14 protein-coding genes and 1 tRNA gene are annotated in these 13981 nt (G+C 73.4%); 8 read left to right on the top strand and 7 right to left on the bottom strand.

Features of this window, described 5'->3' with window-relative positions; genetic code table 11:
* Nucleotides 1-56: 56 nt before the first annotated feature.
* The 8 genes from ACR68M_RS12855 to ACR68M_RS12820 all read left to right on the top strand — a co-directional run bounded on the left by ACR68M_RS12855 (nucleotide 57) and on the right by ACR68M_RS12820 (nucleotide 8459).
* The gene (locus ACR68M_RS12855; RefSeq protein WP_441250602.1) at nucleotides 57-1850 is read left to right on the top strand and encodes an ABC-F family ATP-binding cassette domain-containing protein; all 1794 of its coding nucleotides are present in this window, start codon (nucleotides 57-59) and stop codon (nucleotides 1848-1850) included.
* Nucleotides 1851-1953: 103 nt separating this feature from the next.
* Nucleotides 1954-3270 (top strand): MFS transporter, encoded by a 1317-nt coding sequence (locus ACR68M_RS12850; protein ID WP_441250601.1) that lies wholly within the window; start codon nucleotides 1954-1956, stop codon nucleotides 3268-3270.
* Between the two features lie 70 nt (nucleotides 3271-3340).
* Nucleotides 3341-3416 (top strand) — tRNA-Thr (locus tag ACR68M_RS12845).
* A gap of 139 nt (nucleotides 3417-3555) precedes the next feature.
* The gene (locus tag ACR68M_RS12840; protein ID WP_441250600.1) at nucleotides 3556-4224 is read left to right on the top strand and encodes a LuxR C-terminal-related transcriptional regulator; all 669 of its coding nucleotides are present in this window, start codon (nucleotides 3556-3558) and stop codon (nucleotides 4222-4224) included.
* 139 nt (nucleotides 4225-4363) lie between these two features.
* The gene (gene galT, locus ACR68M_RS12835; RefSeq protein ID WP_441250599.1) at nucleotides 4364-5473 is read left to right on the top strand and encodes a galactose-1-phosphate uridylyltransferase; all 1110 of its coding nucleotides are present in this window, start codon (nucleotides 4364-4366) and stop codon (nucleotides 5471-5473) included.
* Nucleotides 5470-6447, top strand: a complete 978-nt coding sequence (gene galE / locus ACR68M_RS12830; RefSeq protein WP_441250598.1) for a UDP-glucose 4-epimerase GalE — start codon at nucleotides 5470-5472, stop codon at nucleotides 6445-6447. The genes galT and galE overlap by 4 nt, the downstream gene beginning before the upstream one ends.
* Complete coding sequence (galK, locus tag ACR68M_RS12825) at nucleotides 6440-7582, top strand: galactokinase (protein WP_441250597.1); 1143 nt, start codon at nucleotides 6440-6442, stop codon at nucleotides 7580-7582. The genes galE and galK overlap by 8 nt, the downstream gene beginning before the upstream one ends.
* Nucleotides 7583-7679: 97 nt before the next feature.
* Complete coding sequence (locus ACR68M_RS12820; protein ID WP_441250596.1) at nucleotides 7680-8459, top strand: LuxR C-terminal-related transcriptional regulator; 780 nt, start codon at nucleotides 7680-7682, stop codon at nucleotides 8457-8459.
* On the opposite strand, the gene ACR68M_RS12815 is transcribed toward ACR68M_RS12820, so the two are convergent.
* From ACR68M_RS12815 to ACR68M_RS12785, 7 genes are all read right to left on the bottom strand, one after another.
* Entirely contained in the window at nucleotides 8456-9409 is a 954-nt protein-coding gene (locus ACR68M_RS12815) for a serine hydrolase domain-containing protein (RefSeq protein WP_441250595.1), read from the bottom strand. The genes ACR68M_RS12820 and ACR68M_RS12815 overlap by 4 nt on opposite strands.
* The gene (locus tag ACR68M_RS12810) at nucleotides 9406-10317 is read right to left on the bottom strand and encodes a DUF6895 family protein (RefSeq protein ID WP_441250594.1); all 912 of its coding nucleotides are present in this window, start codon (nucleotides 10315-10317) and stop codon (nucleotides 9406-9408) included. Before ACR68M_RS12810 ends, ACR68M_RS12815 begins: the two co-directional genes overlap by 4 nt.
* Entirely contained in the window at nucleotides 10314-10991 is a 678-nt protein-coding gene (locus ACR68M_RS12805) for a hypothetical protein (protein WP_441250593.1), read from the bottom strand. Before ACR68M_RS12805 ends, ACR68M_RS12810 begins: the two co-directional genes overlap by 4 nt.
* 34 nt (nucleotides 10992-11025) lie before the next feature.
* A complete protein-coding gene (locus ACR68M_RS12800; protein ID WP_441250592.1) occupies nucleotides 11026-11229 on the bottom strand; it encodes a hypothetical protein in 204 nt (67 codons plus the stop codon).
* A gap of 176 nt (nucleotides 11230-11405) precedes the next feature.
* Complete coding sequence (locus ACR68M_RS12795; RefSeq protein ID WP_441250591.1) at nucleotides 11406-11906, bottom strand: MarR family winged helix-turn-helix transcriptional regulator; 501 nt, start codon at nucleotides 11904-11906, stop codon at nucleotides 11406-11408.
* A gap of 99 nt (nucleotides 11907-12005) precedes the next feature.
* Nucleotides 12006-12608 (bottom strand): TetR family transcriptional regulator, encoded by a 603-nt coding sequence (locus ACR68M_RS12790; protein WP_441250590.1) that lies wholly within the window; start codon nucleotides 12606-12608, stop codon nucleotides 12006-12008.
* A gap of 251 nt (nucleotides 12609-12859) precedes the next feature.
* Entirely contained in the window at nucleotides 12860-13828 is a 969-nt protein-coding gene (locus ACR68M_RS12785; RefSeq protein ID WP_441250589.1) for an acyl-CoA desaturase, read from the bottom strand.
* Nucleotides 13829-13981: the final 153 nt, after the last annotated feature.

Below are 13981 nucleotides of genomic sequence, written 5' to 3'. Positions count from 1 at the left end.
TACTCTTGGGAGGTCGGGGCACTCCCCGAAGAGTCGATCCCAGGAGCGCTGCTGCAGTGGCCGTCAATCTCGCCACCATCGAGTCCGTCACGAAGATCTACGGCACTCGTGCCCTCCTGGACGGTGTCAGCCTCGGTGTCAGCGAGGGGGACCGGATCGGGGTGGTCGGGCGGAACGGCGACGGGAAGACCACGCTGATCCGGATGCTCGCCAAGCTGGAGGAGCCGGACAGCGGCCGGATCACGCACTCCGGCGGCCTCCAGATGGCCGTGCTGACCCAGCACGACTCGCTCGACCCGAAGGCGACCATCCGGCACGAGGTGATCGCCGACCGCGAGGACCACCAGTGGCTCGGCGACAGCCGGATCCGCGACATCATCCAGGGCCTGTTCGGCGGTCTCGACCTGCCCGGGTTCGACAAGGGTCTGGACACCGTGATCGGCCCGCTCTCCGGTGGCGAGCGCCGCCGGATCGCGCTGGCCCAGCTGCTGCTCGGCGAGCACGACCTGATCGTGCTCGACGAGCCCACCAACCACCTCGACGTCGAGGGCATCGCCTGGCTGGCCCAGCACCTCCAGCGCCGCCGCTCCGCGCTCGTCTGCGTCACCCACGACCGGTGGTTCCTCGACCAGGTCGCCAGCCGGATGTGGGACGTCCAGCGCGGCGAGGTGCACGAGTACGAGGGCGGCTACTCCGACTACGTCTTCGCCCGCGCCGAGCGCTCCCGGATCGAGGCCACGGAGGAGAGCAAGCGGCAGAACCTGGCCCGCAAGGAGCTCGCCTGGCTGCGCCGCGGCGCCCCCGCCCGGACTTCCAAGCCGCGCTACCGGATCGAGGCCGCCAACGCCCTGATCGCGGACGTGCCGGAGCCGCGCGACAAGAGCGAGCTGATGAAGTTCGCCAACGCCCGCCTGGGCCGCACCGTCTTCGAGCTGGAGGGCGTCACGGTCAAGGCCGGCCCGAAGCTGCTCCTGGAGAACCTCACCTGGAACCTCGGCCCCGGCGACCGGATCGGCCTGCTCGGCGTCAACGGCGCGGGCAAGACCTCGCTGTTGCGGGCCATGCAGGCCGCGTACGCGACCGACGGCGACGTGCAGCCGGCCTCCGGCGTGATCAAGGTCGGCAAGACCGTCCGGCTGGCGTACCTCTCCCAGGAGATCGCCGAGCTGGACCCGACGACCCGGGTGCTCCAGGCCGTCGAGCAGATCCGCGGCCGGGTCGACCTCGGCAAGGGCCGCGAGATGAGCGCGGGCCAGCTCTGCGAGCAGTTCGGCTTCACCAAGGACAAGCAGTGGACGCCGGTCGGCGACCTCTCCGGTGGTGAGCGCCGCCGGCTCCAGCTGCTGCGGCTGCTGATGGACGAGCCGAACGTGCTCTTCCTCGACGAGCCCACCAACGACCTGGACATCGAGACGCTCAACCAGCTGGAGGACCTGCTCGACGGCTGGCCGGGCTCGATGGTCGTGATCAGCCACGACCGGTTCTTCATCGAGCGCACCACGGACACCGTGCACGCCCTGCTCGGCGACCAGCGCCTGCGGATGCTGCCGAACGGCGTCGACGAGTACCTGGAGCGCCGGGCGCGGATGGTCGAGGCGGCGGTGCCCGCCTCGGCGACCCTGCCGGTGAAGCCGGTCGGTGACACCCGGGCGCTGAAGAAGGAGATGCAGAAGGTCGAGCGGCAGATCGCCAAGCTCGACCAGCAGGAGGCCAAGCTGCACAGCCAGCTCGCCGAGCACGCCGCCGACTTCTCCAGGATTGCGGAGCTGGACGCCCAGCTGCGCAAGGTCAGGGAGGAGAAGGAGGGGCTGGAGCTCGCCTGGATGGAGCTCGCCGAGCAGGCCGAGTAGCAGCTCCCGGCGTGCGCAGGGGGGAGCGCGGCTCCCTCCTTCGCGCCTGGTTCACCCGGGTGCGGGCTGTCGGGGCGGGGCGGTGGGTCAGCAGGCTGGGGGCATGAATGATGCTTCGGGTGCTGATCCTTCGACCACTGACGGCCCGTCGGGCGGGGCGCTGCGCAGGGTGGCGCTGGCCGCGTTCATCGGCACGGCGATCGAGTTCTACGACTTCTTCATCTACGGCACGGCAGCCGCTCTGGTCTTCGGGCGGGTGTTCTTCCCCGGGCTCGGGGCGGCGGGGGCGCTGCTGGCGGCGTTCTCGGTGTACGCGGTGGCGTTCCTGGCCCGGCCGGCGGGGGCGCTGCTGTTCGGGCACTTCGGTGACCGGCTGGGGCGGCGGTCGATGCTGGTGGTGTCGCTGCTGCTGATGGGTGTGTCGACGGCTGCGGTGGGGGTGCTGCCGGGGTTCGCGGCCTGGGGGTGGTGGGCGCCGGTGGCGCTGGTGGTGCTGCGGGCCTGCCAGGGGGTCGGGCTGGGCGGGGAGTGGGGCGGTGCGGCGCTGCTGATCGCCGAGCACGCGCCGCCGGGGCGTAGGGGAAGGTACGGGGCGTACCTGCAACTGGGGCCGTGCGCCGGGTTCCTGGTCGCGACGGGGGTGTTCCTCGGGCTGTCGGAGGGGCTCAGCGAGGCGGCGTTCCTGGGGTGGGGGTGGCGGGTGCCGTTCCTGGCGTCGACGGCGCTGGTGGCCGTCGGGCTGTTCGTCCGGCTGCGGATCGAGGAGAGCCCGCTGTTCGAGGGGCGGCCCGAGCCGGTCCGGGTGCCGGCCGTCACGGTGTTGCGGGAGCACGGGCGGGCGGTGGCGTTGGGCGGCGGCTCGATCATGGTGGGGTACGCGCTGTTCTACCTGACCACCACCTACGCGCTGGCGTACGCGACCACCGCGCTTGGGCTGCCGCGCTCGCTGGTGCTGGGCCTGCTGCTGGCCGGTGCGGTGCCGCAGGGGCTGGCGGCCTGGTGGACGGCCGGGTGCAGCGACCGCCTGGGGCGCCGCAGGGTGCTGCAACTCGCGGGCGCCGCCGCCGTGTTCTGGTCGTTGCTGCTGTTCCCGCTGCTGGAGACGGGGCGGCCGTCGCTGGTGGCACTCGGCATCGGCGGGGCGATGGCGGTGCTCGGCTGCCTCTTCGGCCCGATCGCCGCGTACCTGCCGGAGCTCTTCCCGACCCAGGTCCGGTACACGGGCGTGGCGTTGACGTACAACCTCGGCGGCGTGGTCGGCGGGGCGACGGCACCGCTGGTGGCGACCAGGCTGACGGCCGCGTACGGGACGGCCCAGCCGGTGGGCTGGTACCTGGCCGGGATCGGCCTGGTCTCGCTGCTCTGCCTGTGGGCGCTGCCGGAGACGCGGGGCAGCGATCTGGCCCTCGTGGCGGCTTAGGGCTGTCGGCGGGGGCCGATTTCACGTTCCGGCGGATGACCATGTAATGTCTTCCTCGTTCGACCGGTTCGCCCCTATAGCTCAGTCGGTAGAGCGTCTCCATGGTAAGGAGAAGGTCTGCGGTTCGATTCCGCATGGGGGCTCCACGGTATGTAGAAGGTCCTCGCCGGACGGCGAGGGCCTTCTTCGTTTTTCCGGTCCCGTTCGAGCGACCTGCCGCCCGCTACCTGGCGCCGGGGGCCGTGATGCGCTGTGATGGTGCGTCAACGGGGAGTGGAGGGCGCCGTGGGCGTTCGGCTCGTGGTGGTCGACGACCACCGGTTACTGGCTGAGGCTCTGGCGTCGGCCCTCCAGCAGCGCGGTCACCGGGTGGTCGGGCTGGGCTCTCCCGCGCGCGCGGTCTGCGAGGTGGTCGCCGGGCGGCGCCCCGAGGTCTGCCTGCTCGGGGTGGACGGCCCCGGCGGGCCGGACGCCTTCGACCCGGTACGGCGGCTGCGCCGGGAGCGCCCCGAGGTCGCGGTGGTGGTGCTCGGCCCGGCGGACGAACCCGGGCGGGCGGCCGCGGCGTTCGCGGCGGGGGCGGCGGGCTACGTCCGCAGTGACGAGCGGATCGAGGTGGTCGAGCGGGCCATCACCCGCGTCCGGGCGGGCGAGGCGGCGGTGGCCGTGGAGGTGCTCCAGCAGGCGTTCGACCGGCTGTTGAGACCGGTGGTCGAGCAGGACGGCGAGGCGCTGCGGCTGCTGCGGATGCTGACGCACCGTGAGGTGCAGGTGCTGGTGCGGATAGCCGAGGGCGAGGACACCACCGCCATCGCCGCCGGGATGGGGATCGCCCCGAGTACGGCCCGTACCCATGTCCAGCGGGTCCTGATGAAGCTCGGTGCCCGGACGCGGTTGGAGGCCGCCGCCGTCGCGGCCCGGACGGGGCTGTTGGAGCGCGTCGACCTCCGCTGAGGGTCCACAGAAGGTGCCACCGGGAGTGCCGCTGGGGCCGCCGTCGAGGCCTCGGTGCTGTCATGTTCGGCCATGGTGTTGACCTGTGGTGGATTCTGTTTGATTATGTTCCCGCTGGTAGACACGGAAGGCGGAGGGCGTGAAGAAGACCACGACCAAGCTCGCGGACGGCCGCGAGCTGATCTACTACGACGCGGACGAATCAGCGGTCCGCGACGCCGCCGATCCGCGACCACTGGAGACACCCGGCGCGCTGTCCGAGATCCGGCGGGACGCCGCCACGGGGGACTGGGTCACCATCGCCGCCCACCGGCAGGCCAGGACCTACCACCCGCCGGCCGACGAGTGCCCGCTCTGCCCCTCCCGCGAGGGCCGGACGAGCGAAGTCCCGGCGGCCGACTACGACGTCGTCGTCTTCGAGAACCGCTTCCCCTCGCTCTCGTCCCTCTCGGCGGACGCCGTCGGTCACATCACCGGCAGCCCCGCCCCGGACCCGGCCGCTCTTCGGGTCCGCGAGCCGGGCGTCGGCCGCTGCGAGGTGGTCTGCTTCACGGCCGAGCACGACACCTCCTTCGCCGGCCTCGGCGAGGCGAAGGCCCGGCTCGTCCTGGAGGCCTGGGCGGACCGCACCGCCGAACTCTCCACGCTCCCCGGCGTGCAGCAGGTGTTCTGCTTCGAGAACCGGGGCGCCGAGATCGGCGTCACCCTCGCCCACCCGCACGGCCAGATCTACGCCTTCCCGTTCATCGCGCCGCGCACGGCCAAGATGATCGCCGCCGCCGCCGACCACCGGAGGCGCACCGGCCGCAACCTCTTCGAGGACCTGCTCGACTCCGAACGCGCCGACCCCGAACGGGTGGTGCTGGCCGGGGAGCACTGGACGGCCTTCGTCCCGTACGCCGCCCGCTGGCCCTACGAGGTGCACCTCTACCCCAACCGCAGGGTCGCCGACCTGACCCGGCTCACCGAGGCCGAGCGCGCCGAGTTCGCCCCGGTCTATCTCGAACTGCTCCGCCGCTTCGACCGCCTCTTCGGGCCGGACGCCTCGCCGACCCCCTACATCGCCGCCTGGCACCAGGCGCCGGTGCTCGGCGGGGAGGAGCTGGCACTGCATCTGGAGCTGTTCACGATCCGACGTACGGTAGGCAAGCTCAAGTTCCTGGCCGGGGTCGAATCCGGCATGGACGCGTTCGTCAACGATGTGTCGCCCGAGGCGGCGGCGCAGCGCCTGCGGGAGGTCGCATCATGAGTAAGTTCCTGGTCACGGGTGGTGCCGGTTACGTCGGCAGTGTGGTCGCCGCACACCTGCTGGAGGCGGGACACCAGGTCACCGTGCTGGACGACCTCTCGACCGGCTTCCGCAAGGCCGTGCCCGCCGGGGCCGAGTTCGTGCAGGGCCGCATCCAGGACGCCGCCGACGTGCTCGACGGCAGCTACGAGGGCGTGCTGCACTTCGCCGCCTCCTCGCAGGTCGGCGAGTCCGTCGCCGACCCGGAGAAGTACTGGCGCAACAACGTCGCCGGCTCGCTCGAGCTCGTCGCCGCGATGCGCAAGGCCGACGTCCGCAAGCTGGTCTTCTCCTCCACCGCCGCCGTCTACGGCGAGCCCGAGCTGGTGCCGATCGCCGAGACCGCCCGCACCGCGCCGACCAGCGCCTACGGCTCCACCAAGCTCGCCGTCGACCACCTGATCACCAGTGAGGCGATCGCGCACGGCCTGGCCGCCGTCTCGCTGCGCTACTTCAACGTCGCGGGGGCGTACCGGAGCACCTCCGGCGTCACGTACGGCGAGCGGCACGAGCCCGAGTCGCACATCATCCCGCTGGTCTTCCAGGCCGCGCTGGGGCAGCGCCCGCACATCTCCGTCTACGGCGACGACTACCCGACCGAGGACGGCACCTGCATCCGCGACTACATCCACGTCGCGGACCTCGCCGAGGCCCACCTGCTGGCGCTGGGCGCCGCCAAGCCGGGCGAGCACCTGATCTGCAACCTCGGCAACGGCAGCGGCTTCTCCGTCCGCCAGGTCATCGAGTCCGTCCGCCGGGTCACCGGCCGGGAGATCACCGTCGTCACCACCGGGCGCCGCCCGGGTGACCCCGCCACCCTCGTCGCCTCCGCCCAGCGCGCCCACGACGCGCTGGGCTGGCGCCCCAGCCGCCCGGAGCTCGACGACATCGTCGCCGACGCCTGGCAGTTCACCCTGGAGAACCACGTTGACTGATCTGCCGGCCGTCTTCCGGTCCGCGTACGGCGCCGCCCCGACCGGGGTCTGGGCGGCGCCCGGCCGCGTCAACCTGATCGGTGAACACACCGACTACAACGACGGCTTCGTCCTCCCGCTGGCGATCCCGTACACCGCCAGGGCCGCCGCCCGGCGGCGCGACGACGGCGTGCTCCGGCTGCACAGCGAGCAGGGCGACGGCGCCGTCACCGAACTGCGGGTCGACGAGCTCGCCCCCGGCACCGTCACCGGCTGGGCCCAGTACCCGGCCGGGGTCGTCTGGGCGCTGCGCGAGGCCGGGCACGAGGTGGGCGGCGCGGACTTCTGCTTCGACAGCGACGTGCCCGTCGGCGCCGGGCTCTCCTCTTCCGCCGCGCTCGAGTGCGTGGTCGCGGCGGCCTACCGCGACCTGTACGACCTCCGGCTGGACGCCGCCGAGTTGGCACTGCTCGCGCAGCGGGCCGAGAACGCCTTCGCCGGGGTGCCCTGCGGCGTGATGGACCAGATGGCCTCGACGGCCTGCGCCGAGGGCGGCGCGCTCTTCCTGGACACCCGCGACCTCTCCAGCCGTCAGGTGCCGCTCGACCTCGCCGGTCAGGGCCTGCGGCTGCTGGTCATCGACACCCGGGTCAAGCACGACCTCGGCGACGGCGCGTACGCCGAACTGCGGGCCGGCTGCGAGCGGGCCGCCGCACTGCTCGGGCTGCCCGCCCTGCGCGACCTCGACCTGGCCGGCCTCCCCGCCGCACTCGACCGGCTTCCCGCCGAACTCCGGCCGCTGGTACGGCACGTGGTGACGGAGAACCTCCGGGTCGAGCAGGCCGTCGCCCACCTCGACGCGGGCGAGCTGGCCGCCATCGGCCCCATCCTGACCGCCGGGCACGCCTCGCTGCGCGACGACTACCGGGTCTCGTGCCCGGAGACCGACCTCGCGGCATCAGCCGCCGTCGAGGCAGGCGCGCTGGGAGCCCGGATGACCGGCGGTGGTTTCGGCGGGTCCGTCCTCGCCCTGGTGGAGGCCGAGGCCCTCCCCCAGGTCGCCGCCGCCGTCACCACCGCCTTCGCCCAGGCCGGCTACGCGACCCCCCGCACCTTCCCCGTCACCCCGGCCGCAGGTGCCCGTCGGCTGGCCTGACAGGACCCGCGCCCTCGCGGTTTGGTCAACTCCCCTGCCGGGCAGGCCCGCAGGCCGTACGCTGAAGCGGTACCGCCTGACCAGGGGGGAAGAGACGATGGGTCGGATTCGCGTCCTGGTGGTGGACAGCCACCGGATCTTTGCCGAGGCGCTCGCGGCGGCCCTCGCCGCCGAACCGGACATCGAGGTCGGTGCGGCGGGCAGTGCGGCCGCCGCCGAGCGGGCCCTGGAGCGTGCGCACGCCGAACACCGGCCGTTCCAGGTCGCGCTGATCGACGCCGATCTCGCCCCCGGCAGCCCGCCGGTGGCCCGCCGTCCGGTGGCGGCCGTCGCTGCCGTGCCGGCCGTCCCGGTGCAGCGGCAGCCCCCGACCGCCGGGCCGGCGCGGCCCCAGCCGCCGGTCGACGGCATCGCGCTGCTCGGGCGGGCCTGCCGGACGTACCCGGAGCTGCGGGCCGTCGTGCTCGCCGCCGAGGACGAACCCCGCCGGGCCGTCCGGGCGTTGCAGGCGGGCGCCTGCGGCTGGGTCGCCAAGGACAGCTCGCTGAGCTGCCTGCTGGGTGTCGTCCGGGGGGTGCTGCGGGAGGAGACTCATCTGCCGCCGGTGCTGCTCACCGGTGTCGTACGGGAGCTGACGGCCGCCCGGCGGGACCGGACGGAGAGCGAGCGACTGGTCGAGACCCTCACCCCGCGCGAGGAGGAGGTGCTCCGCTGCATGGTCGCCGGTCTCGGCCGGCAGGCGGTCGCCGAGCGGCTCTACCTCTCGCCGCACACCGTCCGCACCCACATGCAGAACGTGCTGGGCAAGTTGGGCGTCCACTCCACCCTCGCAGCCGTCGCCGTGGCCCGCCGGGCCGGCGTGAGCCCGCAAGCCTAGAGGGCCCGGAAGGCCCGGTAACTCGCCTGTACGAAACGGTTGTCGAGGCGCGGCCCGGTGTTGGTCAGGGCGGCCAGTGCGGTGCCGAGCTGGGGGCAGAAGGCGACGAAGGCGGTGCAGCCACGGGTGGCGCCCGCATGGAAGAGGAGATCCCGGCCGGGCAGCGGTCGCAGGTTCCAGACCAGGCAGAGCCGGTCCGTCGAGTGCGGTTTGACCAGCCGTGGCCGTTGGACGTCGCGCAGGGCGGCGGCCAGCGGGGTGCCTGCCGGGTCGAGGTGGGCGGTCAGATAGCGGAGCAGGTCGCGGGCGGTGGAGCGGACGGCTCCGGCGCCGGGCAGGGCGGGGACCTGCCAGGGCGGCATCGGGCGCCCGTGCCGGTGCCCGACGGCCTCGCCGGGCTCGCACCCCGTACCGGTGAGCCCGAGCGGCCCGCAGACCCGGGCGGTGAGCAGCTCCGGGTAGGTGGCTCCGGCCCGTTCGGCGAGCAGCTGCCCGAGCAGGCCGACGCCGTAGTTGGAGTACCGCAGGTGGCGGCCGGGCGGCCGCACCCGGGTGCGGTCGAGCGCCCGCCGCAACTCCTCGGCGGAGTACGCCGCGTACGGGTTGCTGTGCCAGGCGGGCAGGGCCGTGCGGAGCAGGCCGGGCGGCAGCCGGGGGAGCCCGGAGGTGTGGGTGGCCAGCTGCAGCAGGCTGACGGGCGTACCGGAGACGGTGACGGTGTCCTCGGGGCGGGCTTCGCCCAGGGCGGTCTGCTCGGCGAGCAGCAGGGCGGTGAACGTCTTGCTCACCGAGCCGAGTTCGAAGCCGGTGTCCGGGGTCACGGGCGGGCCGGCCCGGCCTGCCGTGCGGCCGTGGCAGAGCAGTCGGGTGCCTCCCGGGCCGGTCAGGGCGAGGGCGAGGGCCGCCTCGGGGGGCACGGTGCGGACGAGGGCCGCGAGGTGTCCGTTCACCGGAGGGCGCGGGCCAGGGTGAGGGTGCCGGCCAGCACGGTGACCACGGCGGTGTGCTCGTGGTCCTTGAAGGCCCGCGCCGGGTCCTCGTCGACCGGGTCCTGGTCGCGCGGCAGCAGGCCGTCCGGGCGCTGGGCGGCGGCGAGGCACTCCCAGCCCTGGGCGTCGCAGACCGGCTCGGGCAGGCAGGCGTCGACGATCAGCAGCTCGCCGAGCAGGTCCCACTGGCCGGTCTCCTGCCAGATGTCGACCCAGACCGGCAGCCAGGCCGCCAGGTAGTCCCGCAGCGGCTCGGGCAGCCGCTCGGGCAGGGCGCCCCAGTCGGTGAGGTGGAAGACCGTGTGGGTGACGTCGTAGCCGGTCATCCAGTCGATCGCCCACGGCTCGGGCCGGGCGCCGAGCCAGGTCGCCGCCGCGAGCGCCGCCCAGTCGGGCCGGTGCGCCAGCCCGGTCACCGAGCGGGCGTTGGCGACGGCCAGCCGCCGGTTGGGCACCGTCTCGACGGCGTGGGCGGCGCGCAGCCCGTCCAGGCCGCCGAGCAGCTCCAACAGGGCCGGGTGGCGGTACCCGGCCCGGTGGAAGTGCGCGTAGGTCTCCAGCGGGTCGCTGAGCAGCATGTGCCGGAACTGCCGCTCGTAGAGAAGGTCGCCGCCGCGCAGCTGCTGCCAGCCGAAGTCGAGCATCGTGCGGGCCCGCTCCCGCTCGGTGGGCCCGGAGACGGGCTCGCGCAGCACGAGCGTGGCGGCGAGGGCGCACTCGCCGATCGGCTTGTACGCGTTGTTGGGGTCGCCGAGGTCGATCCCGGCGTCCGGCGGGAGGGTGCCGTAGCCGCGCTGGTGGGCGGCGTGCAGCCACTCCAGCGAGCGGCCGGCCAGCCGGTGGGCGGTGGCGAGCACGGCGGGGTTCACGCGGCGGCCAGCCGTCGGGCGATGGCGAGGTCCAGGGCGCTGCGGGCGGTGCCGTCGCCGGTCAGGGCGAGGTGGCGCAGCAGCGGTGCGAGCTCCAGCGCGGGTGGGGTGCCGGTGCTCTGCAGCCAGGCGAGCCAGCGGGTGAGGCGGGTGGCGGTGCGGTGGTCGCGCCGCAGCACGGCGCGGGTGGTGCCGCGGGCGAGCGTGAGCGCGTGCTCCCGGGCGCGGGCGTGCACCTCGCCCTCCAGCGTCGGCAGGGCGAGCGAGCAGAGCTGGGACATCCGGACGGACCAGCGCTGCCAGCCGTCCTCGGCCGGGTCGGGCGCGGGCGGCGGCTCCGGTACGGGGACGGGGTGCCCGGCGCGGGCGAGCAACTCGGCGGTGGCGCGGTCGCGCCAGGTCAGGGCGGTGGGCTCGGCCGGGGCGAACAGGCGCAGCGCCTCGGCGGCGCGGGCGGCGGTCTCCGGCCGGGTGGGGCGGCCGGTGAGCAGGCCGGGGGCGAAGAGGTCGGGGCCGAGGATGCGGTCGGCGGCGACCAGCGCGCGGGGCTCCGGGGGCTCCCCGCCGGGGGGAGCCGCGCCCCCGGCGCCGGTCAGGGCGTCGAGGGCGCGGCCTGCCGCCCACTCGGTCGCGGCAGCGAACTCCTGCTGGGGCGAGGCTTCGGCGAACGGCATGGGTTCGGCTACTTCCTTCCGAGCCGACGCGGGGTCAGTGCCGCTCCTCCTTGGGCTCCTTCGGGGAGAGCAGCAGGCCGAGCAGCAGTGCGCCGACGGCCTCGGGACGGAACAGGGGTGCGTCGCTGACCGCCGACTCCTCCTCGGAGATCAGCGCAGCCACGGCGGCGAGTTCGGGCGTCGTCGCGTGGCGGGGAGCGAGGGCCACCCTCCTGGGCAGCATGGTCTGGGCAAGCATCGGATACGCCTCCTAGGGAAGGACGGACGTCATCGTCGGGTCGACAATGCCCTTCTGACCACGCTAGGGGGCGCACTCTCCGGCCCGCATCTGAGCCGTCGGGCAAGCGGGCGCACAACCGGGTCTCGTGCAATGGGCCAGCCCCTGCTGTGGTTGCCCTGAGCTGCCTGTCGGCGTTAAGCCTGGCCTGCCTGGTCAAAGGGGGCGACGAGCTGTCGCAGCAGGGCGGCGAGGTCGGTCTGCTGGCCGGTGGTGAGCTCGGCGAGGAGGGCGCGCTCGTGGGTGAGGAGGCCGGCCAGGGCCTGGTCGGCGCGGTCGCGGCCGTCGTCGGTGAGGCGGACGAGGACGCCGCGGCGGTCGTCCGGGTCGGGGAGGCGCTTGACCAGGCCCTTGCCGGTGAGGCGGTCGATCCGGTTGGTCATGGTGCCGGAGGTGACCAGCGTCTGGGTGAGGAGCTGGCCGGGGGAGAGCTGGTACGGGGAGCCGGCCCGGCGGAGGGCGGTCAGCACGTCGAACTCCCACGGCTCCAGGCCGTGCTCGGCGAAGGCGGTGCGGCGGGCGCGGTCGAGGTGGCGGGCGAGCCGGCTGACCCGGCTGAGCACCTCGAGCGGTTGCACGTCGAGGTCGGGGCGCTCGCGGCGCCATGCTGCGACCAGACGGTCGACCTCGTCCTCCATGTGGATCAGTGTATCGGGGGATGTGTCGATATGAAGCCTCTTGACGTCAAGAAAAACCGGGGGTGAACTACCGGCCCCCGGTGCCCCCGCCCGGCCGCGTCACTGCTGCCGCTCGCCGACCAGCCGGGGGTGCCGCTCCATGCCCTCCAGCCCGTGCCAGGCGAGGTTGACCAGGTGGGCGGCGACCTCGGCCTTCCCGGGCTTACGGACCTCCAGCCACCACTGCCCGGTCAGTGCGACCATCCCGACCAGCATCTGCGAGTACATCGGCGCGAGCCGGGCGTCGAAGCCGCGGGCCTTGAACTCCAGGCCGAGGATGTCCTCCACCTGCGTCGCGATGTCGCTGATCAGCGAGGCGAAGGTGCCGGTCGACTGGGCGACGGGGGAGTCCCGGACGAGGATCTTGAAGCCGTCCGTGGAGGTGTCGATGTAGTCCATCAACGCGAACGCGGCCTGCTCCAGCAGCTCCCGGGAGTGCCCGCCGGTCAGTGCGCCGGTGACCATGTCGAGCAGCAGCTGCATCTCGCGGTCGACGACCACCGCGTAGAGGCCCTCCTTGCCGCCGAAGTGCTCGTACACCACGGGCTTGGAGACGCCCGCGCGTTCGGCGATCTCCTCGACGGAGGTGCCGTCGTAGCCGCGTTCGGCGAAGACCGAGCGGCCGATGTCGAGCAGCTGCTCGCGCCGCTGCTTGCCGGTCATCCGGACCCTGCCGCCCTTGGCGGGGCGGGCCGGGGCAGCGGATCGCGGGCGGGGAGCCGGAGTGTCCGCGGCTCCCGCCCGTGCGGTCCGGTGGCCGTCTGCGGTGTCTCCGTTGCTCCCGTTCACCCCTACATCATGCTGCAGTGGCGGGCTTGTCCCCCACCGCTCCCCCGGCCGTCTGCCGGGGGAGGCCCTCTCGCGGCGGGGCGGCTTCGCCGCGCGCGCCGCGTCGCGACCTGGGCCGCCCTCGCTCATGCGGTGCGGCGGGCGGAGATCCGTGCGGCGTCCGGCCAACGGGCGTCGTTCGCCCAGCCGGCCAGTTCGAACCAGCGGATCAGCCGGGCGGAGGAGTCGACCTGGCCGCGCAGCACGCCGTGCCGGGCCGAGGTCGGGTCGGCGTGGTGCAGGTTGTGCCAGGACTCGCCGCAGGACAGCACCGCCAGCCACCAGACGTTGCCGGAGCGGTCGCGGGACTTGAACGGGCGCTCACCGATGGCGTGGCAGATCGAGTTGATCGACCAGGTCACGTGGTGCAGCAGGGCGACCCGGACGAGGGAGCCCCAGAAGAAGGCCGTCAGGGCGCCGTGCCAGGACATCGAGACCAGCCCGCCGACCAGCGGCGGCAGCAGCATCGAGATCAGCGTCCAGAGCCAGAAGAGCCGGGAGATGCCCCTTATGGCGCGGTCCTTGACCAGGTCGGGCGCGTACTTCGCCTGGGAGGTCTGCTCCTCGTCGAAGAGCCAGCCCATGTGGGCCCACCAGAGGCCCTTGAGCAGGGCGGGCACGCTCTCGCCGTAGCGCCAGGGGGAGTGCGGGTCGCCCTCCTTGTCGCTGAACCGGTGGTGCTTGCGATGGTCGGCCACCCAGCGCACCAGCGGGCCCTCGACGGCGAGGCTGCCCGCCACGGCGAGCGCGAGCGTCAGCGGCCGGTTGGCCTTGAACGAGCCGTGGGTGAAGAACCGGTGGTAGCCGACGGTGATGCCGTGGCAGGTGACGAAATACATCACCAGCGCGATCGTCAGATCGACCCAGCCGAGCCCCCAGCCCCAGGCCGCCGGCACGGCGGCGAGCAGAGCGGTGAACGGGATGCCGATGAAGAGCCCGAGGGCGATGCGCTCGGCCAGCCCCTGCTTCTCGCCGCCTCTGGTGGCGGAGATCTGGGAGAGCCGGAGGTCGGGGGCATCGACCTCGGGCGGCGCTTCGCTTGCCTGGATGGTCATGGCGGCGGTCCTCTTGAGGGCGGAGGGCGGACGGGCCGCCCGAGGAGCGGAGGGACTTACGTGTCCGTAACTTACGGCATCGTAGGTACTGCCGCCGCGCAAGGGAAGAGACCGTGTCGCCCAACGGGTCCCGGAATGGTGGTGGAGCTGCGG

Origin of the sequence: Kitasatospora sp. McL0602 (assembly GCF_052076145.1) — a bacterium.
Classification (GTDB): domain Bacteria; phylum Actinomycetota; class Actinomycetes; order Streptomycetales; family Streptomycetaceae; genus Kitasatospora.
Note: the sequence above shows the minus strand (reverse complement) of the source record. Positions and strands in the feature narration are given on the sequence as shown.

Excerpts from the sequence above, each read along its gene's own strand:
- ACR68M_RS12850 (WP_441250601.1), top strand. The coding sequence starts at position 1,954 with ATGAATGATGCTTCGGGTGCTGATCCTTCGACCACTGACGGCCCGTCG.
- galE (WP_441250598.1), top strand. The coding sequence starts at position 5,470 with ATGAGTAAGTTCCTGGTCACGGGTGGTGCCGGTTACGTCGGCAGTGTG.
- ACR68M_RS12820 (WP_441250596.1), top strand. The coding sequence starts at position 7,680 with ATGGGTCGGATTCGCGTCCTGGTGGTGGACAGCCACCGGATCTTTGCC.
- ACR68M_RS12805 (WP_441250593.1), bottom strand. The coding sequence starts at position 10,991 with ATGCCGTTCGCCGAAGCCTCGCCCCAGCAGGAGTTCGCTGCCGCGACC.
- ACR68M_RS12800 (WP_441250592.1), bottom strand. The coding sequence starts at position 11,229 with ATGCTTGCCCAGACCATGCTGCCCAGGAGGGTGGCCCTCGCTCCCCGC.
- ACR68M_RS12795 (WP_441250591.1), bottom strand. The coding sequence starts at position 11,906 with ATGGAGGACGAGGTCGACCGTCTGGTCGCAGCATGGCGCCGCGAGCGC.
- ACR68M_RS12790 (WP_441250590.1), bottom strand. The coding sequence starts at position 12,608 with ATGACCGGCAAGCAGCGGCGCGAGCAGCTGCTCGACATCGGCCGCTCG.
- ACR68M_RS12785 (WP_441250589.1), bottom strand. The coding sequence starts at position 13,828 with ATGACCATCCAGGCAAGCGAAGCGCCGCCCGAGGTCGATGCCCCCGAC.